The sequence below is a fragment of the Micromonospora sp. WMMD1102 genome, from assembly GCF_029626265.1.
Taxonomy (GTDB): Bacteria; Actinomycetota; Actinomycetes; order Mycobacteriales; family Micromonosporaceae; genus Plantactinospora.
Genome location: NZ_JARUBN010000001.1, coordinates 2741700 through 2759889, shown reverse-complemented (window position 1 = coordinate 2759889; position 18190 = coordinate 2741700). Strand labels below are relative to the sequence as shown.

The 18190-nt window shown below is 71.7% G+C and carries 17 protein-coding genes and 1 pseudogene; 13 read left to right on the top strand and 5 right to left on the bottom strand.

What is annotated here, in order from left to right; translation table 11 throughout:
- The first annotated feature begins 39 nt into the window (after window positions 1–39).
- The 7 genes from O7626_RS12200 to O7626_RS12170 all read left to right on the top strand — a co-directional run bounded on the left by O7626_RS12200 (window position 40) and on the right by O7626_RS12170 (window position 5458).
- Window positions 40–321, top strand: a complete 282-nt coding sequence (locus O7626_RS12200) for a metalloregulator ArsR/SmtB family transcription factor (RefSeq protein WP_278061279.1) — start codon at window positions 40–42, stop codon at window positions 319–321.
- Window positions 321–1418, top strand: coding sequence for an ACR3 family arsenite efflux transporter (gene arsB / locus O7626_RS12195; protein WP_278061278.1), 1098 nt, complete (start codon window positions 321–323; stop codon window positions 1416–1418). The genes O7626_RS12200 and arsB overlap by 1 nt, the downstream gene beginning before the upstream one ends.
- The gene (locus O7626_RS12190) at window positions 1348–2427 is read left to right on the top strand and encodes an NAD(P)-binding domain-containing protein (protein WP_278061277.1); all 1080 of its coding nucleotides are present in this window, start codon (window positions 1348–1350) and stop codon (window positions 2425–2427) included. Before arsB ends, O7626_RS12190 begins: the two co-directional genes overlap by 71 nt.
- 44 nt (window positions 2428–2471) lie before the next feature.
- Window positions 2472–3149, top strand: a complete 678-nt coding sequence (locus O7626_RS12185) for a helix-turn-helix domain-containing protein (RefSeq protein WP_278061276.1) — start codon at window positions 2472–2474, stop codon at window positions 3147–3149.
- Window positions 3142–3804: an arsenate reductase ArsC gene (locus O7626_RS41515; RefSeq protein ID WP_347404778.1), complete on the top strand. Its 663-nt coding sequence runs from the start codon at window positions 3142–3144 to the stop codon at window positions 3802–3804. The genes O7626_RS12185 and O7626_RS41515 overlap by 8 nt, the downstream gene beginning before the upstream one ends.
- Window positions 3805–4080: 276 nt before the next feature.
- A complete protein-coding gene (locus O7626_RS12175) occupies window positions 4081–4392 on the top strand; it encodes an NIPSNAP family protein (RefSeq protein ID WP_278061275.1) in 312 nt (103 codons plus the stop codon).
- Between the two features lie 70 nt (window positions 4393–4462).
- Window positions 4463–5458, top strand: coding sequence for a helix-turn-helix domain-containing protein (locus O7626_RS12170; RefSeq protein WP_278061274.1), 996 nt, complete (start codon window positions 4463–4465; stop codon window positions 5456–5458).
- A 98-nt stretch (window positions 5459–5556) separates the two neighbouring features.
- On the opposite strand, the gene O7626_RS12165 is transcribed toward O7626_RS12170, so the two are convergent.
- Window positions 5557–9336: a S8 family serine peptidase gene (locus O7626_RS12165; RefSeq protein ID WP_278061273.1), complete on the bottom strand. Its 3780-nt coding sequence runs from the start codon at window positions 9334–9336 to the stop codon at window positions 5557–5559.
- Between the two features lie 190 nt (window positions 9337–9526).
- On the opposite strand from O7626_RS12165, the gene O7626_RS12160 reads away from it, so the two are divergent.
- Both O7626_RS12160 and O7626_RS12155 read left to right on the top strand, forming a co-directional pair.
- Window positions 9527–9856, top strand: a complete 330-nt coding sequence (locus O7626_RS12160; RefSeq protein WP_278061272.1) for a metalloregulator ArsR/SmtB family transcription factor — start codon at window positions 9527–9529, stop codon at window positions 9854–9856.
- Window positions 9856–10017 (top strand): annotated as a pseudogene (locus O7626_RS12155) (cation transporter); the annotation flags it as partial. The gene O7626_RS12160 and the pseudogene O7626_RS12155, both read left to right, overlap by 1 nt.
- 21 nt (window positions 10018–10038) lie before the next feature.
- Here O7626_RS12155 and O7626_RS12150 read toward each other — a convergent pair.
- A complete protein-coding gene (locus tag O7626_RS12150) occupies window positions 10039–11208 on the bottom strand; it encodes an FUSC family protein (protein WP_278061271.1) in 1170 nt (389 codons plus the stop codon).
- A gap of 246 nt (window positions 11209–11454) precedes the next feature.
- On the opposite strand from O7626_RS12150, the gene O7626_RS12145 reads away from it, so the two are divergent.
- Window positions 11455–12381 carry an SDR family NAD(P)-dependent oxidoreductase gene (locus O7626_RS12145; RefSeq protein WP_278061270.1) on the top strand — a complete coding sequence of 309 codons (927 nt, stop codon included), beginning with the start codon at window positions 11455–11457 and terminating at the stop codon, window positions 12379–12381.
- Between the two features lie 166 nt (window positions 12382–12547).
- Here the strand turns inward: O7626_RS12145 and O7626_RS12140 are convergent, their stop codons facing one another.
- Window positions 12548–13606 (bottom strand): lytic polysaccharide monooxygenase, encoded by a 1059-nt coding sequence (locus O7626_RS12140; RefSeq protein ID WP_278061269.1) that lies wholly within the window; start codon window positions 13604–13606, stop codon window positions 12548–12550.
- Between the two features lie 367 nt (window positions 13607–13973).
- On the opposite strand from O7626_RS12140, the gene O7626_RS12135 reads away from it, so the two are divergent.
- Both O7626_RS12135 and O7626_RS12130 read left to right on the top strand, forming a co-directional pair.
- Window positions 13974–15350, top strand: a complete 1377-nt coding sequence (locus tag O7626_RS12135; protein WP_278061268.1) for a serine hydrolase — start codon at window positions 13974–13976, stop codon at window positions 15348–15350.
- 27 nt (window positions 15351–15377) lie between these two features.
- Window positions 15378–15956 carry a hypothetical protein gene (locus tag O7626_RS12130; protein ID WP_278061267.1) on the top strand — a complete coding sequence of 193 codons (579 nt, stop codon included), beginning with the start codon at window positions 15378–15380 and terminating at the stop codon, window positions 15954–15956.
- A gap of 116 nt (window positions 15957–16072) precedes the next feature.
- Here the strand turns inward: O7626_RS12130 and O7626_RS12125 are convergent, their stop codons facing one another.
- Window positions 16073–16942: a DUF4394 domain-containing protein gene (locus tag O7626_RS12125; RefSeq protein WP_278061266.1), complete on the bottom strand. Its 870-nt coding sequence runs from the start codon at window positions 16940–16942 to the stop codon at window positions 16073–16075.
- 322 nt (window positions 16943–17264) lie between these two features.
- On the bottom strand, window positions 17265–17864 hold the full coding sequence (locus O7626_RS12120) for a TetR family transcriptional regulator (RefSeq protein WP_278061265.1): 600 nt from the start codon (window positions 17862–17864) through the stop codon (window positions 17265–17267).
- On the opposite strand from O7626_RS12120, the gene O7626_RS12115 reads away from it, so the two are divergent.
- Complete coding sequence (locus O7626_RS12115; RefSeq protein WP_278061264.1) at window positions 17796–18167, top strand: Rid family hydrolase; 372 nt, start codon at window positions 17796–17798, stop codon at window positions 18165–18167. The two genes, O7626_RS12120 and O7626_RS12115, sit on opposite strands and share 69 nt — an antisense overlap.
- Window positions 18168–18190 lie beyond the last annotated feature (23 nt).

Below are 18190 nucleotides of genomic sequence, written 5' to 3'. Positions count from 1 at the left end.
TGCTTACATCAGGGCGTGCTGATATCAGAAGCGCCTGATGTGATCAAGTTACTGGCCGATCCGCTCCGGGCGCAGCTCGTCGACCTGCTCGCCCAGGGACCGGCCTGCACCTGCCATCTGGTCGCCGACACCGGCGCGAAGCAGCCCAACGTCTCCGGCCACCTGCGGCAACTGCGCGACGCCGGCCTCGTCGCCGCCGAACCGCACGGCCGGTTCACGTACTACCGGCTGCTTCCCGAGGCCCTGGAAGCCGCCGCCGCGCAGCTCACCGAACTCGCCGCCCGGGCCCGGACCAACGCCGGATCCCGTCGGGAGTGCTGATGACCACCACCGCCCCCACAGCCGACGCGGGATCCCCGGTCGTCGCCCGACTCTCCCGCCTCGACCGGTTCCTACCGATCTGGATCGGCCTGGCAATGGTCGCCGGACTGCTGCTCGGCCGACTCGTCCCCGGCCTGAACGCCGGCCTGGAAGCGGTGAAGGTCGGCGGGATCTCGCTGCCGATCGCCGTCGGGCTGCTGGTCATGATGTACCCGGTGCTGGCCAAGGTGCGCTACGACCGGCTCGACACCGTCACCGGCGACCGCCGACTGCTGATCTCCTCCCTGGTGTTGAACTGGCTCGTCGGCCCGGCGGTCATGTTCGCGCTGGCCTGGATCTTCCTGGCCGACCACGCCGAGTACCGCACCGGACTGGTCATCGTCGGGCTGGCCCGGTGCATCGCCATGGTGATCATCTGGAACGACCTCGCCTGCGGCGACCGCGAGGCCGCCGCCGTACTCGTCGCCCTGAACTCCGTCTTCCAGGTCGTCGCCTTCGGCGTACTCGGGTGGTTCTACCTCTCCGTGCTGCCCGACTTGCTCGGCCTGTCCGGTGAAGCGTTGCAGGTCTCCGGCTGGGAGATCGCCGGCAACGTACTCATCTTCCTCGGCATCCCGCTGCTCGCCGGCTACCTCACCCGGCGGCTCGGCGAGCGCACGAGAGGCCGCACCTGGTACGAGGAGCGTTTCCTGCCGAAGATCGGCCCGGTCGCTCTGTACGGGCTGCTCTTCACCATCGTCCTCCTGTTCGCCCTCCAGGGCGACGCGATCACCAGCCAGCCGTGGGACGTCGCGCTGATCGCGGTGCCGCTACTGGCCTACTTCGCGATCATGTGGGCCGGCTCCTACGGCCTCGGCCGGGCCATCGGGCTGAGCTACGAACGCACCACCACCCTGGCGTTCACCGCCGCCGGGAACAACTTCGAGCTGGCCATCGCCGTGGCGATCGGCACCTTCGGCGTCACCAGCGGCCAGGCCCTGGCCGGTGTCGTCGGGCCGCTGATCGAGGTACCCGTCCTCGTCGCCCTTGTCTACGTCAGCCTCGCCCTGCGACGGCGCCTCTTCCCGGCCACGCCTCGCGTCCGGACCTCCCGATGAGCGCCGCGGGCTGCGCCCCCTGATCCTCGAAGCAGGCGACCGGACCACCGGCTCCTGGTCCCACTACTACGACAGCCTCACCCTGTTCTCCCCCGCCCGGTACAGCGGCATGCCGGACCTGCCGTTCCCGGGTGACCCCGACCGCTATCCGGGACGGGACGAGGTGGTGGCCTATCTCCAGCGGTACGCCCCAGCGCTGGGCGTGGAGATCCACACAGGCGTGCGGGTCGAGGCGGTGCAGCGGGGACGTGGTGCCGGGTTCGTGGTGCGGACCGCCGACGGGCGGCATGTCGAGGCTGCCGGGGTGGTGGCTGCCAGCGGTTCGTTCGGCAACCCGTATCTGCCCGTACTGCCCGGGCAGGAGGACGTCGGGGGTGAGGTGCTGCACGTGGCGGCCTACCGCGACCCGAAGCCGTTCATCGGGAGGCGGGTAGTGGTGGTCGGCGGCGGCAACTCGGCAGTCCAGGTCGGCTACGAGCTGGCCGAGGTCGCGGCGGTGACGCTCGCGACCCGGCAGCCGGTCCGCTTCGTCCCGCAGGTCTTCCTGGGCCGCGACCTGCACCACTGGCTCGATGTCACCAGGTTCGACGCGCTGCCGCAGGCATGGCTGGCCCGCCTCGTCGACCGGACGCCGGTACTCGACACCGGCGCCTACCGTGCGGCGATGACCGACGGGCTGTTCACCCGGCGGCCGGTGTTCACCGCCTTCACCCCCGAGGGCGTGCAGTGGCCGGACGGCACGTCGGAGGCCGTCGACGCGGTGATCTTCGCAACCGGTTACCGGCCACACCTGGACTATCTGCGCCCCCTCGGCGCACTGGATCCGTCCGGATCACCCCGGCATACCGCAGGCGTCTCGACGACCCATCCCGGCCTGGCGTACGTCGGGCTGGAGTTCCAACGCTCGTTCTCCTCCAACACCCTGCGGGGCGTGGCGCGCGACGCCGAGTACGTGATGGGGCCCCTGGCAGCCCATGTCGGCGACACCAGGGCGCCGGTCATCCGTTGACAGAACGAAGTAGCTCAGCAATCATTGACTCAATGAACGCTGAGATGTCTTCCCTGGATTTCCGGGCCCGGGTGCACGCCGCGTTGGGCGACCCGGCCCGGTTGGCGATCGTCGACATCCTCACACTCGGCGACGCCTCCCCCGGCGAGGTCGGCGAGGCCCTGCGGATGCCGACCAATCTGGTCGCCCACCACCTGAAGGTGCTGCAGGACAGCGGCCTCGTCGCCCGGAGCCGGTCCGAGGGCGACCGACGACGCAGTTACCTGCGACTCGTCCCGGAAACCCTGACGGTGATCTCGGCACCGCCCGCACCGGAGGCCGTCCGGGTGGTGTTCGTCTGCACGCACAACTCCGCCCGTTCGCAACTGGCCGCCGCGCTGTGGGCCGGCCACAGCCGGGTGCCGGCGGCGTCGGCGGGCACCGAACCGGCCGAGCGGGTCCATCCCCGGGCGCTGCGGGTCGCCCGCCGCCACGGCCTGCGCCTGGCTCCGACCCGCACCACACATGTCGATGACCTGGTCCGCGAGGACGACCTCGTCATCGCGGTCTGCGACAACGCACACGAGCACCTGCCCACTGGCGCCCGGCCGCGACTGCACTGGTCGGTGCCGGATCCCGCACGAGCCGACACCGACGACGCGTTCGAGTCGGCGTTCGCCGACATCGCCACCCGCGTCGAGCGGCTGGCCTCCATCCTGCTTCCGGGAGAAGACCATGACTGACCTCACCACGCATCGCCGCCCCGACATCTCGATCGACCAGCAACTTGCCCTGCGCACCGCCGCCGTACGACTCGCCGACGAGTTCGGCGGGGTCTACGGAACCGAGACGGTCGAACGGTTCCTGCACACCAGCTACGACCAGTTCGCCCTGGCCAGCACGGTTCCGCACTTCCTCCCACTGCTGGCCGAACGGTTCGCCCGACAGCGGCTACAGGCTCTGGCCCGGGTCGAGGGCCTGCACCAGGACGGCCGGCCGGTCGTGCTGTTCCTCTGCGTCCACAACGCCGGACGCAGCCAGATGGCCCTCGGCTTCTTCCACCATCTCGCCGGCGACCGCGCCGTCGCCTGGTCCGGCGGCTCCGAGCCGGGCACCGAGGTCAACCCCGCGGCGGTCGCCGCAATGGCCGAACGCGGCATCGACATTTCCACCGAGTACCCGAAACCCTGGACGGACGAGGTGGTCCGGGCCGCCGACGTCGTGGTCACCATGGGCTGCGGCGACGCCTGCCCGATCTTCCCCGGCACCCGCTACGAGAACTGGGACCTCGACGACCCCGCCGGCAGGACCGCCGACCAGGTCCGGCCGATCCGCGACGAGATCGAACGCCGCGTCCGACGACTGCTCGACCAGCTCTCCGTACCAACCAGGCACTGAGCCGTACCGCAGAACCGCATTGACGCTCGGCTTCGGATTTTCCACCCAGCAGGCCGAGGTGGCTCTGATAGCCACCATCTCAAGGTCCTCGTCGACGCCGGTATCCTCAAGCGCGAAAAGCGGGGCAGCTGGGTCTGGTACTCCCTCGTGTCCCACCGGCTCGAACCAATCCGGCACCTTCCCGGCTACCAGAGCCTGTTTCCGGCCGCCGCCTGACGTTCGGGCGGCCACCCCGGCTCGGTGCGGTCGGCGGACTTTGACGCGTACCGTACGAGCATGATCACCTGCGTCGTGCACTACACCATCGACCCCGCGCAGATCGACGCGTTCGAACGGTTCGCCCGCACCTGGATGCGCCTGGTCGCCAGGCACGGCGGTGTGCACCACGGCTACTTCCTGCCCGCCGAGGGCGCCAGCGACCGGGCCGAAGCGCTGTTCAGCTTCGAGAGCCTGGCGGCCTACGAGCGCTACCGGGCCCATTTCGGCGTCGACCCCGAGTTCGTCGCGGCCGACCGGATCCGCGAGGACTCCGGCTGTGTCATCCGGTACGAGCGGACCTTCATGCGTCCGCTCCTGCCGACGGACTGACGGGCACCTCCCGGGCGGCTCCCCCGCGTCGTGGAGCCGACCGGGTCGACGGGAAGTAGGGGGAACGGGGATGTCCGACGACAACGGCCTGCTGCGGCCACCGGAGGAGCAGGCGTACCGGATGCTGCTGCGGCTCTCCGCGGCCGGGCCCGCCGACCTCGCCGGGCAGGCCGGGATGCCGCTGGAGGAGGCCGCCGGGCTGCTGGACGGCCTGCGGGACAAGGGACTCGCGGTGGCCCGTCCCGGGCCGGAACGGATCTTCGAACCGTTGCCGCCGGACGTCGCCCTCGGCAACACCCTGCTGCGCCGGCAGGAGTCGCTGGAGACCGCCCGGCAGGCGGTCGCCGCGCTGACCGAGGAGTACCGGAGCAGCGTCCGGCGCCGCAACGCCGACCATCTGGTGGAGGTGGTGGTCGGTACGGCCGCGTTGCGGGACCGGCTGCGTGACCTCCAGGAGTCGGCCCGGGTGGAAATCCTCTGGTTCTGCCGGGCCAACCCGCTCGCCATGTCCGGCGCGGAGAACGCCGAGGAGTCCGGGGCGCTGGCCCGTGGGGTGCGGTACCGGGCGATCTACGAGCGGGCGCTGCTGGAGACGCCCGGCGAGCTGGAGAGCATCGCCGAGAGCGTACGCGCCGGGGAGGACGCCCGGTCCCTGCCGAGGTTGCCGGTCCGGATCGCCATCGCCGACCGGTCGACCGCGATCTGCCCGCTGGTGCCGGACGACGAGCGCGACGTCGGCGAGCCGACCGCCGCGCTGATCCGGCGCAGTGAATTGCTCGACGCCCTGCTGGCCCTCTTCGAGAGCCACTGGGACCGGGCCACCCCGATCCGCTGGGACGCCGAGCGGGGTGGTCTCGCCGGGGCGCCGCCCGACGACGCGCTGGACGACGGTGAGCGGTTCCTGCTCTCGCTCTTCGTGGCCGGCTTCCCCGACAAGTCGATCGCCTCGCAGCTCGGCGTCAGTCGCCGGACCGTCCAGCGCCGGCTGGAACGGCTGATGGCGCTGGCCGGGGTGGACACCCGTACCGGGCTGGCGTTCCAGGCCGCCCGCCGGGGCTGGCTCTGACCGGCGGGACGACAGACACCACCCGGCTCCGGGCGGGACGACCGGATCGCCGTCCCTCCCGGAGCCGATCAGCACAGACTGTGCCGCCCGGAACCCGGTCAGCGCAGGCCGTACGCCCGGATCACGGTCTGGGTGACCGCGTTGCCGGACCGGTCGGTGGCCCCGACCCGCAGCGACACCGTGCCCTCGCCGGCCGGAACGCTGGCCCGGTAGGCGTTGCCGTGCCCGGTGACCGGGACCCGCCGCCAGCTGGCACCCTCGTCGAAGGAGACCTCGACGGTCAGGCTGGTGCCCCGGGCAGCGGGGTGCCCGTCCTGGTGCCGGAGGGTCAGCCCCACGGTGTGCCGCCGACCGGCGGCCCGGCCGGTCAGGTCCACCGGCACCGCGTAGTCGAGCTGCAACAGCGGCAGCGGCCGCGCCCCGTCGCCGGCGGACCGACCGGAACGGAACTGCCACACCGTCTCGGTACGGGTGCCCCAGCTCCACTCCGCACCGTCGCGCTCGGTGGTCAGGGCCAGCCGGTAACCGGCCTCCGGCCCGGTGGTGGGTACGTCCCGCCGGGCGTCCGGCAGCTCGGCCAGCAGCTTCCCGTCCCGCCACAGCGTCCCGGACACCCGGGTCGCCTCGCCGATCGTGTGGTGGCCCTCGGCGTCGACGAACTCCGGCACCCGCAGCGCCAGGGTGTCACCGGTCCGGCTGGAGACCAGCTCGGGTACCCCGCGCGGCGAGTTGGGACGGACCACCGGGGCGATCCAGGTCTGCTCGGCCCTACCGGCGCGGTAGCTGGTGGGCGGTTCGGTCATCCCGGTTTGGAGGGCGCCGAAATCGTTCCAGGGCCACTCGTGGCTGACCCGGTGCTGCCAGAGCGCGTCGCCGGTGGTCACCCACTCCTCGCGCTCCTTGGGAGTGGCCACGAACCGGGACGTGTCGTTCCATGCATAGGTCTGCCAGGGGCGCCATCCGAACCTCTGCTCCTTTGCCCAGGGGAATCCGCCGTTGTCGGCGTACCGAGTGGTGATCCTTGTCGAGTTGTTCGCGGTAACCCGGTAGACGATCCGGTCCGGGATCCGGTTCCGTTCGACGTGCTGCACGTCGTAGAGGTAGGGGCTGGAGGTGGTGAGGGTCAGCTCGACCGTCGCCGCCTTCCGGTGGGCCCGGGCGATCAGCCGCTGGCCGTCGTCGTGTGCCACGGCCAGCATCGGGATCGGTTCCCGGTCCCCGGTGGGCCGCCAGACCGTCCAGGCCGACCAGTCCGCCGGGCGCACCATCAGGGTCACCGCCGCGCCCGCCTCGGCCGCCGCCGCGGTCACCTCGCTCTCGCTCGGCGCGTCCTCCCCGGCCGGTTCGTCTGAGGACTCGACCAGCACCGCCGCGCCGCGCACCTTCGCCGCCGCCAGCTCCTCCGGGCTGCCCCGGCCGGCGTGCACGAGCCGGAACCGGCGGGTCCCGTCGTACGCCGGGGACTGGCCGGTCAGGTTGACGTCGAGCGGGCCGGGAACCCCGGGTACCTCGGTGCGCACCATCGGCGCGACGAGCTGCCACCGGGAGGAGAACTCGTACGCCCCGGCGCTCGGCTTGCGGGTCGGGGTGACGTTCACCTGCTGCACCGTACTGAAGTGCATGGTGCCGTGGCTGATCTGCCGGCCGGTGCCGGTGACCCGGTGCACGTAGTAGCTCAGTACCGCCTGCTGCTCGGCCGGGCGCGGCGTCTCGATCCGGATCGGGGTGCCCCGGCGGGCGTCGAGGAGTACCTCGATGTCCCGGTCGACCCGCAGTTCGGGATCGGTGATCAGGGTGGCCTGCTCGTCGAGTACGCCGCCGTCCTCGATCAGGGCGTGCAGCAGGTAGGGCCCCTCGGCCACCTCGATGGTCCGGGTCAGGCCCGGCCAGAGGAAGTTGAGGTTGTCCCAGCGGTAGCTGTCGCCCATCACCGCGAGCACCGGCACCGCAACCGGCTGGCCGGCCCGGCCGACCGCGCGGAAGCTGACCGTGTGCCGGGGCCCGTCCAGGCTGACGCCGACCGCCGTACTGGCGTGCACCCCGTCCGGGCCGGTCGCGACGATCTGTCCGCCGAAGAGCCCCCGGTCGAGTTTGGCCAGGTCGAGGGTGACGGGGACCTGCACCGAACCTCCGGCGGGCACGGTGACGGTTCCGGAGCCGGTGGTGACGGCGTCCGTCTCCGGCATCCCGCTGGCTACGTTGACCAGTTCGACGGCGAGGGTGAGGGTGACCGGGGTCGGCCCGTCGTTCGTGTAGCTGACACTCCTGCCGACCGGCACCGCCGCCGCACCGGCGCGGGCGGTCGCGGTGCCGTCCGGGTCGGTGTGCAGGCCGAAGTCGACCTGGCCGGTGGCGTGCAGCCGCTGGCCGACGGCGCGCGCCACGTCCACCCGGCCGGTGCCCTGCTCGAACACCGACAGTTCCGGGTTGCTCCGGGCGGTGCTGACCAGTGCGTCCTTCAGCCGGGCCGCCGACCAGTCCGGGTGGGCCTGGGCCAGCAGTGCCGCCGCGCCGGCCACGTGCGGCGTCGCCATCGAGGTGCCGGAGGCGGCGGTGTAGTGGTCGTCGACCGGCCGGCCCATGCCGGTACCGGCGGCGCGGGCGGCGACGATGTCCACCCCAGGGGCGGTGATGTCCGGCTTGAGTCCCTCGTCACCGAGTCGGGGACCCCGGCTGGAGAAGTCGGCCAGCGACTCGTCCCGGTCGACCGCACCGACGGTCAGCGCGGACCGGGCCGCACCGGGGGTACCGACGCTGTAGTTCGCGCCCTCGTTGCCGGCGGCGACCACGAAGAGGGTGCCGGTGTCGGCGGTGATCCGGTCCACCGCCTCGCTGAGCGGGTCGGTGCCGTCGGTCGGCCCGCCGCCGAGGCTCAGGTTGACCACTGCCGCGCCCTGCTCGGCGGCCCACTCCATTCCGGCGATGATCCAGGAGTCGTAGCCGCTGCCGTCGTCACCGAGCACCTTGCCGGCCAGCAGGCTCGCACCCGGGGCCACCCCCTTGCGAGTGCCGGCGGATCCGGCGCCGGTGCCGGCGACGGTCGCCGCGACGTGCGTACCGTGTCCGTGGTGGTCGGTGGCGTCCGGGCTGCCGCTGAAGTCCCGGGCCTGCGTCACCCTGCCGGCCAGGTCCGGATGGGTCTGGTCGACGCCGGTGTCCAGCACCGCCACCGTGACCCCGGCACCGTCCAGGCCGGCCTGCCAGGCGGCCGGGGCGCCGATCTGGGCGACGCTGAGGTCCAGCACCGGCCGGACCCGGCCGTCCAGCCAGATCTGCCGGAGCCCGCCGCCGAGGGTGGTGGCGGCGGAGCGCGCCGGGCCGGCCTTCCCGGTCTGCCCGACGGTTTGCCAGAATCCGGCCAGCGAGTCCTTCCCGGCGGCCAGGGCCGCGCCGCCGATGCTGGTCAGCGGCCGGGTGGCGGTGGTACCGGCCAGGGCGCGGGCGCCGGCGGCCGGGTCCTGGTAGCGGACGATCAGCGGCAGGCTGGCCGAGGCGTTGTCGGCGTACCCGTCGGCGATCAGCTCCTCGACGTCGAACAGGTCTGGGTCCAGGGCGCCGGCCGAGACGTACGGCACGACGTCGCTGGGCAGTACCCGCAGTCCGCCGTCGGACTCGACGGTGTGGAAGGTGATCCGCTCCCGTCCGGCGGCCGGGCGGACCGTGGCCGCGTACCGGCCGGCGCCGGCCGGCGATACCTCGACGACGTCACCGGTGATCAGGGTGACCCGCGCCCCGGCGGTGGCCGCGCCTGCCCGGTCCGGCGACCCGGCGCCGGGCGGTACGACGGGCCGGGGCGCGGCGGCGGCCGGTGGCCCCACGGCGGTGAGCGCGAGTACGGCGGCCAGCCCGGCAGCGGTACGGCGCAGCGGAGGTGACATGACGGTTGCTCCTCGACTTCGGCGTGGACGCCGGCAACGGCGCCAGTCGGAGTCTGTGGCCGGAGCATTTCGTCGGTCATCAACCTGTGCTGCCGCAGAGGCGACATGGCACCAAGTGGACACCGGGCCACGATGGCTCTCCCACACCGAGCAGGCCCGAACAGTACATCATCTGATGTACTGTGATCCGGTGCAGACGTTGACGCACGGACAGGTGCTGGCCCGGTTCGGTCACGCGCTGTCGGACCCGACCCGGGCGCGACTGCTGCTGGCCCTGCGCGACGGTCCGGGCTACCCGGCCGAACTGGCCGAACTGCTCGGCACCACCCGGCAGAACCTGTCGAACCATCTCGCCTGCCTGCGCGGCTGCGGCCTGGTGGTCGCCGCGCCCGAGGGTCGCCGGACCCGTTACGAGCTGGCCGACGCCCGGCTGGCGCACGCCCTGGGCGACCTGCTGGGCCTGGTGCTGGCGGTGGACCCGGCCGCCTGCCCGGACGCCGCCGCGAAGGGGTGCTGCTGATGACGGCGCCGATCGGGCTCCGGCCGCCCGGCCCGACACCGGACCGGCGCGCCGCGCTCGTCCGCCGGGTACGGCTGCTGGTCGCCGCCACGATCACCTACAACGTCGTGGAGGCGGCGGTGGCGATCACCGCCGGTACGCTCGCCTCGTCGACCGCGCTGAAGGCCGGCGCGACGACGCACTCACCGTCGCCCGGACGGATCCGAGTCCTCCCCGGATCCGTTCCCGGTTTCCAGGTTGTCCCCCGGCGTACCGCCGACCCGGCGTACCTCCCGCTCCGCCTCGTCGTGCGGCAGTCCGGCCGTGCCGAGCAGGTCGGTGGCGATGGCGCGGATCTGCGCGACGACCACGTTGCCGGAAAAGCCCAGCCCCTGCCGGTAGGCGGCACTCGCCTGCTCCACGGCCCGGCACACCATCGCGGTGCACGTCTTGGGGATGACACCCCGGCGCAGGTCCCGCTGCACCACCTTCGCGGCCTCGGCCAGGCTGCAGATGGACTCGACGAGTTCCCTCGGCGCCGGTTCGTCGTCGCGCAGCAGGGTCACCGCCCGCCTGGTCAGCACCCGGGCGTTGCGCACGGCGCGTTCGATGTACTCGGCCGCCTTCATGTAGTGCTGTAGGGCGGCACGCGCCCGCCAACGCACCGGGGCGATGGTGGCGGCCTCCCGCCCCTCCGGCAGCACCTGGTAGAACTCCTCGAGCTTGTCCTCGCCCCGGGTCAGCGTGGCAAGCGCCTCCTGTAGCGGGTCCTGATCACGCTCGGCGAGGCCGCGCGCGGTCACCGTCAACCCCTCGACGAGTACGTCCAGGGCCGGGCGGGCCACCCGGGACACCACGGTCACCGGGTTCACCGGCAGCACCAGGGCCATCACCGCCAACGCCACCGCACCGCCGATCAGGGCGTCGATGATGCGGGTGAAGTAGATCCCCTCGCTCGGCGGGCGCAGGGTCGCCACCAGTACCGACGAGGTGGCGGCCTGGGAGACCACTCCGGCCGACCCGCCGGCCAGGATCGTCACGCTCATCGCCAGCGCGGCGCCGACCCCGATCTGCCAGGCGCCCGTCCCGATCACGTAGATCAGCCCGTCGCCGACGGCGATGCCGGCGATGACTCCGAGCACCAGTTCCACCGCCCGGCGCAGGCGCTGACCCGTCGATATCCCCAGTGTGATCATGGCCGCGATCGGAGCGAAGACCGGCTGCGGGTTGCCGAGTACCCCGGCGGCCAGGAACCAGGCCAGCGCCGCGGCCACAGCGCTCTGGGCCACCACCACCTCGACGGCTCGGAACTGACGCCACCGTTCGACCAGCAGTTCGCGGGCCTTCCCCAGACGCCGACGCGGACCGGTCACCGCCACCGCCTCGGGAATCTGCCGGACATCACGATGCCACGATAGGGAGGATCCCCGGATACAGGAGCCAATCCGACAATTGCGGCACGACTCGACCCCGCCGCCCGCCGAGGGCTTGAAGTGGTGTCCGGCGGGAATGCTGCCCGGGTAGGGCGGACGATCATGGGAGCGGCGGCTGGCGCGGTTACCGGACAGACCTCTCCGAACCCGACCAATCACGGCGCGACCAATCACGAGAGACGGATCATGGAACGGATCGTCACACCGTACGGGCGGCATTCGACCGCCGCCGAGGTCGTCGCCGGGACCGACCTGTCCGGGCGGCGGGCCGTCGTGACCGGAGGGGCCTCCGGGATCGGGCTGGAGACGGCCCGGGCGCTGGCCGGTGCGGGGGCGCAGGTGACCGTGACCGCCCAGGACGGCAACGCCGACGAGGCGGCGTACGACATCGCGACGTCCACCGGAAATCCCGAGGTACGGGGCGCCGCGCTCGAACTGACCGACGTCTCGTCCATCCGCGCCTTCGTCGACGCCTGGGCAGGACCGCTGCACATCCTGGTCAACAACGCCGGAGTGATGGCGGTGCCCGAACTGCGCCGGACCCCGGAAGGCTGGGAGGTGCAGTTCGCCGTCAACCACCTCGGCCACTACCTGCTCGCGGTCGGGCTGCGCGACGCACTGACCCGGGCCGGCGGCGCCCGGATCGTCTCGGTCAGTTCGAGCGCCCACCACCTCTCCCCCGTCGTCTTCGAGGACATCCACTATCTGCACCGCGAGTACCATCCCCGGCTGGCGTACGCCCAGGCGAAGACCGCGGTGGCGCTCTTCGCGGTCGGCGCCGCCAGCCGTTGGGCCGACCGGGCGATCACCGCCAACGCCGTCAACCCCGGCGCGATCGCCACCGGCCTCCAGCAGTACATCGGCGGTGATCTCGGCGTACCGGCCGATCTCCAGAAGAGCCCGCAGCAGGGTGCGGCCACCTCCGTGCTGGTGGCCACCTCGCCGTTGCTGGACGGTGTCACCGGCCGCTACTTCAACGACTGCGCGGAGGCGACTCCGGTCACCGTGCTGCCGACGGACGACGCCGACCTCGCCTCGTCGGTCTCGTACCACGCGGTCGACCCGGAGCAGGCCGACCGGCTGTGGCGGGCCTGCGCCGAGATGGTCGGCTGACGGTCCGTCGGCGCCAGGTCCTCCATCGGCCGGGTCACCGCACCGGCGTACCGGCGCGGTCAGCCGGACCGCCCGCCGGGCCGTCCGACACGCGTCACGGGCGGCTCCCGACGACGCCGCAAGGGGGTGGCACCGGCTGGCGCCACCCCCCGTCACGGAACCGCTGTCACCTGGCGGTACAGCTCAGCGTGGGTGCGGTGTTCGTGCCGTTCCAGGAACCGTTGAAGCCGAAACTGGTCGAGGCGTTCGCGCTCAACGAGCCGTTGTGCCCGACGTTCGTGGCGGTGACCGACGACCCGCTGGAGGTCACTGTCGCGTTCCACGAACTGGTGATGCTCTGGCCGTTGGGCCAGGTCCAGTTCACCGTCCATCCGGAGATGGCTGCGTTGCCGGCCCGGACCGTGACCTGGGCGCCGAAGCCCCCGGACCACTCGCTCGTCTTGGCGAACGTCGCGGTGCAGCCACCGTTGCCAGCCGGCGGGGTGGTCGGCGGGGTGGTCGGCGGCATCGTCGGCGGGTTGGTGGGCGGGTTCGTCGGCGGGTTCGTCGGCTCGCCGCCACCGCCGAAGATCACGTCGCTGCACAGGTAGTACGGCTGGTCGAGGTGGCTCGCCTGCCAGATCGTGTAGACGACGTGCCGCCCGGTCCGGTTGCCCGCGTTCACCTGGGCCTCGTACAGCCCGGTGGTCGGGTAGCTGCCGGTCCGCAGCACCAGGTCCAGGCTGCCCCAGGTGAGCGCCTGCCTGGTGGGGTCGAAGCCCTGCTTGGTGATGTAGATCAGCATGTAGTCGGCGCCGTGCCGGGCTCCGTCGGTGAGCGTCAGCGTGAAGTTGTTCGGCATCGGCTTCGCGACCCACGCACCGACCGTGTCCAGCGAGGCGTACAGCCCGTTCTGGGTACGTCCGCCGCTACACAGCTGCCCGTCCGGGACGGCGGCCTGGTGGTTGCCGCCGACGTTCTCCCGGTACAGGCCGTTCCAGTTCCACATGGTGTTCGGGTTGGCCTGCCAGGCCTGCGCACACATCGGGTCGGTCTGCGCCATGTCGGGGTTGAGGTGGTCGTCTCCCCAGCGCTCCCAGCAGCCGTAGTTCCGGGACGGCGGGTTGGTGACCGAACCGTGCGCCGCGGCCGGGCCGGGTTGGTGGATGACGAACATCGTGAACCCGCTGACGAGCAGGGCGACCACGCCGAGGATCAGGTGGCGGGCTCTTCGTGAGGCTTTCATCTGTGCTCCAGCATTCCGCCGACGCCTGTGCCGCTCGACGGGATGCCCTGGCCCGGCGAGGAACACGCGCCGACCAACAATGAAGAATCTTGAGAGCGCAGGCATGTCGACTGCGCTGCCCGCGATGGTGGGTGGCTCCCGGCGGTGATCCTACGGGATGCATCCAGGGATGTGAATCCGCTGCTGGTCCGGCGTCAGCGGTACCCAGGGCACGGGTCTCCGCTCGTCACCGGCCGCCGTCCGCCGATCGACCTGTGCGACGGGCCGCGCCGAAGGGAGGATCCCGGGCCGGCCCAGGAGTTGGTCTGATCAGCTGGACGGACAGGTCGGTGGTGCGGACGGCACCAGGGCTGCCAGGATCACCGGCATGCGCATCACCCGTCGTACCCTGGTCGGCGCCGGCCTCGCCGCCGCCACCGCGACCCTCACCGGCTGCGACGAGCCCGGCACCGCCAGTCGGGACGTGGCCTGGGGCGGTAACGGTGGTCAGCCACCCACGACGGGCACCGGCGGAGTCGCCGGCCCGGCACCCACCGGCACGGCGACCCCGGCCGACGTCCCGGGGGTCGCGTCCGAACCGGAACCGGTGCCCGGCAACCGACTCGGCCACGCGGCGGAGGTGACCGCCCTGCTCAAGCGCCACCTTCCCGCCACCGCGAGCACCTTCCAGCACAGTGGCTTCCCCGGCGCCGTCGCCATCGTCCGGTACAGGGGTGTCAGCACCGTGCAGACCGCGGTCGGCGAGGCACTGCGGTACGGTGCCGGGCCGAAACTCCTCCCGGCGGGTCAACGGGTTGCGATGCGCCCCGACTCGATCTTCGACCTGGCCTCGGTCACCAAGGTCTACACCGCGATCCTGCTGCTCCAGCAGGTCGAGAAGGGCCGGGTGGAGCTGGCCGCGCCGGTCCGCGACTATCTGCCCGCGTTCGGCGGCACCGGCAAGGGGCGGGTCACCGTCGAGATGCTGCTGACCCACACCAGCGGTCTGCCGGTCGGCGCCAAGGTCACCGGTCTGCCCGACAACACCGCCCGGTGGAACGCCGTACTGAGCACCCCGCTGGTCAGCGGCGCCACCCCTGGCGATACGTTCCGATACTCCAGCGTCGGCCTGATGGTCGCTGGCAAGATCGTGGAGAAGGTCACCGGTCAGCGTCTCGACCAGGCGCTCAAGACCAACCTGACCAGCCCACTCGGCCTGCGCTCCACCGGCTTCAACCCCAACACCTGGCTCTCGGCCAGCGCCAGGGCGACCCGACTGGTTGCCACCGACGCCCGATCCTCCCGGGGGCTGCTGCGCGGTGTCGTACACGACGACGTCGCCAACCACCTCGGCGGGATCGCCGGACACGCCGGGATCTTCGCCTCCGCCGCCGACCTCGCCGTCATCGGCCAACTCCTGCTGGACGGCGGCACCTACCGGGGCACCCGCATCCTCTCCGCCGAGACCGTGGCCCGGATGCGGACGAACCACAACGCCGGCAAACCCGCCGTCGACCCGGACCGGCCGAACCGCACCTCGGCGCACGGTCTCGGCGTCGTCCTCGACCAGCCCTGGTTCATGGGCAGGCTCTCCTCGCCCCGCGCCTTCGGACACACCGGCTTCGCCGGACCCTCCCTGCTGGTGGACCCGGGCCGCAGACTCGTGCTCGCCCTGCTCACCAACCGGGCCCATCCCAACTGGAGCTGGGCGAACCCCGACCCGGTACGGGCAGCCGTGGCAGACCTACTCACCTCCGTCAGGTGATCGACGCGTGCCGACTAGGCTCGCCCCATGTCACCCCCGCCGCCCCCTGACGACCGCCCGGTGCGCAAGCTGGTGTGGGCCTCGGACGAGCTGCTCGCCCGGATCGGACAACAGGTCCAGCCGCGGACCAGTCTGCCGAGGAGGGTTGCGCAGGCAGCGACAACCGCCGTCCTCTTCAGCTGGCCGCCGGCCTTCGTCGTCTTCGCGGTCAGCACGGTTGCCGCGCCGTCGCTGACAAACGGGGCCAGCGTCGGCAGGGCGGCCTTCTGGGCGCTCCAGTTCGCGATCCTGGTCGCGGTCACGGCGGCGGTCACAACCCTGGTCCGGCGCTCCGAGACAGCCGAGGCGGCCCCGCCCGGCCCTACGGCCTCGGAGACGCCGGAGACGCCGAATCGCGATGTCTCCAGAGTCTCGCCGCGCATCGCCCTGTACGTGCTGGTCACCGCTGTCTGCGCGTCGTCGGTGCTCGCCCTGCACGGCCTGTCCGTCAGCCAGACCGCCATCCTGACCATCGGGCTCGTCGTCGTGCTGCACCTGCTGCCCGCGGTCGTCGCCAGGTTGCTACGACGCTCCCGCAGCCGCCGTCGGGCGCAGTCGTCTCCTTAGGACCCTCGGCCCGGAGAGGTGACGGCAGTGGTGGCGGCGCCGACAGGCCCGCCCCCGGCCGGGTGCCGGAGGCGGGCTCGGGATCGCCGGCCGGTCGTTGCCGGTCGGAGAAAGAGTCAGCTGCCGTCCAGTGCGACGGCGATGTCACCGACCGGCAGCGGGAACTCGCCCACCGCGCTCGCCGCCCCGGTGAGCAGGTCGACGGTGTAGAACGTGGCCGAGCCGTCGGTGAGCATCAGGACGGCGAAGGCCGACAGTGCGGTCGTCTTGCCGTTGGTCAGCTTGCTGAAGATGTCGAAGCCCGCGTTGGAGCCGGCGTCCGGGCCGAGCCTGCCGGTCGGGACCAGCAGGCCGTCGTTGGCCGGCGACTGGATGACAACCTGGTCCGAGACCGTGTTGAGGTCGAACAGGGTGGTCCCGGTGTCCGAGTTCAGGTCGTTGTTCGTGTACGCGGCAGCGGTCACCCCGGTCGCCGCCGTGGTCGACGGCGAGTTGGTGAGCGGCTCGTCCACGATCGTGGTGCCCGCGCCCGAGCCGTTGTCGATGTTGTGCCGCAGGTTCTGTCCGGTGTCGCTGATCACCCGGAGCCGGTTCGCCGCCGGGTTGAAGTCGACCCCGAACACCGAACCCTGCAACGGAACGCTGAGCTGCGAGACCTTCTTGAGTACGGCGCCCGGGATCGAGATCGTGTACACGCCGCCGTGGTTGCCGACCCCGTAGAGCAGCCCGTCCTGCACCCGGAAGTCGATGCCGATCAGCGCGGTGTCGACGCTGAGTCCGGTGACGGCCCTGACCCAGTCGTTCACCGTCGGGTCGTCGGTGGTGAACGTGAGCAGAGAACGACCGTTGGCCGTGATCCCGTATGCCCGCAGCCCGTCAGCCGAATCGGCCGCCGAACTGCTGCCGCCGACCCCGACCAGCACGGCCGCCGTGGTGGCCGCCAGGGCCATCGCCGCCGCGATTCCTCTTCTGGTCCTCGTCTCCATCGCCTGTCCTCCCCAGTTCGCCTCGTCCGGCCGGACCGCCCGACCGGACGCAGGTGGCGGATCCCCCACCGAACCCCGCCACCGGAACCACCCGTCGCGCCGCGCTACCCCGCGGCCGGCGGGCCGGATGCCGCAGGCCCACCTGCCTGTGGCCGCCGGCCCCGACGAATCGAAGCTATTGAGGCGGACTGGGCGCAGACTGGACGCCAACTGGAGCGGAGCGTGCTCGCCGAGCGCGGATCCGAGCCGGGCGGGTCACTCCCAGCGGCTACCTAGATTGGGCTCAGACGATCCGAAGTTCCTGGCGTTGTTCGCCAGCAGGTCAGGGCCCGGTGGGATCGGCAAGGCGGCGCGCGGCGGCGACGACGTCGGCCCGGCGCTGTGCGATCTCGTCCGGGTGTTCGGCCGATGTGCCGGTGATCATGCGCGCGACCTGCGGCATCACCGTCCAGTAGGCGGCGATCGCGAGCAGGATGAAGTGGAGTACGTCCGGGGCGAATGTCGACGTCACGCGACCGGAGTCCTGTCCCGCTTCGATGACGGCTGACCTGCGCTGGTAGGTGTCCCGCCGCTGTGCCTCGTCGGGAACCTCGTCGGCGTGCGACAACGCTTCCCACATGAGGAGGCGGACGAACTGCGGGTGCTCGCGGCTGTAGTCGTAGAGCCGCCCGGCGAATTCACCGATGGCGTCGAGATCCGTCGCGTCGAGTGGCACGGCCCCCGCGGTCGTGGCGAACTGCTCCCGGAGCACCACGGCGAACAGTTGGGACTTGCTGCCGTAGTAGTTGTAGACGCGCTCCTTGTTGACGCCGGCGCGCTTGGCGATCCGCTCGATCGTGATGCCATCCGGGCCGTGGGCGACGAACTCCGCGGTGGCGGCCTCGAAGATCTTGCGCTTGGTTCCCTCGACGTCCTTGGCCACGGGCCGATCCTCGCTGTTGTCCAACGGAAACTCGAGGAAGAGATCGCCCGAGCCTTCGACAACGTCGAGCGCACCCTCGGCACGGCCGGGGCCACCTGGCGCGACGTCGTATCCGTGGACTCCTTCCACCTCCCGGACGCCCCCGACTCGATCGGCGAGGCCCACGGCCAGTTGATGGTGGAGCAGTTCCGTAAGCGGATGGGTGACCGGTCGCCCATCTGGACCATGATCGGCGTCGCGGCTCTCGCCGCACCGAAGATGCGCGTCGAGATCCGGGTGACCGCCGTCGTCGGTCGCGCCTGACCGGTCACGAACGATTCACGATG

Coding starts and splice junctions, on each gene's coding strand:
- O7626_RS12185 (WP_278061276.1), top strand. CDS start 2,472: ATGTCTTCCCTGGATTTCCGGGCCCGGGTGCACGCCGCGTTGGGCGAC.
- O7626_RS12125 (WP_278061266.1), bottom strand. CDS start 16,942: ATGGAGACGAGGACCAGAAGAGGAATCGCGGCGGCGATGGCCCTGGCG.
- O7626_RS12175 (WP_278061275.1), top strand. CDS start 4,081: ATGATCACCTGCGTCGTGCACTACACCATCGACCCCGCGCAGATCGAC.
- O7626_RS12135 (WP_278061268.1), top strand. CDS start 13,974: ATGCGCATCACCCGTCGTACCCTGGTCGGCGCCGGCCTCGCCGCCGCC.
- O7626_RS12140 (WP_278061269.1), bottom strand. CDS start 13,606: ATGAAAGCCTCACGAAGAGCCCGCCACCTGATCCTCGGCGTGGTCGCC.
- O7626_RS41515 (WP_347404778.1), top strand. CDS start 3,142: ATGACTGACCTCACCACGCATCGCCGCCCCGACATCTCGATCGACCAG.
- arsB (WP_278061278.1), top strand. CDS start 321: ATGACCACCACCGCCCCCACAGCCGACGCGGGATCCCCGGTCGTCGCC.
- O7626_RS12170 (WP_278061274.1), top strand. CDS start 4,463: ATGTCCGACGACAACGGCCTGCTGCGGCCACCGGAGGAGCAGGCGTAC.
- O7626_RS12165 (WP_278061273.1), bottom strand. CDS start 9,336: ATGTCACCTCCGCTGCGCCGTACCGCTGCCGGGCTGGCCGCCGTACTC.
- O7626_RS12145 (WP_278061270.1), top strand. CDS start 11,455: ATGGAACGGATCGTCACACCGTACGGGCGGCATTCGACCGCCGCCGAG.
- O7626_RS12130 (WP_278061267.1), top strand. CDS start 15,378: ATGTCACCCCCGCCGCCCCCTGACGACCGCCCGGTGCGCAAGCTGGTG.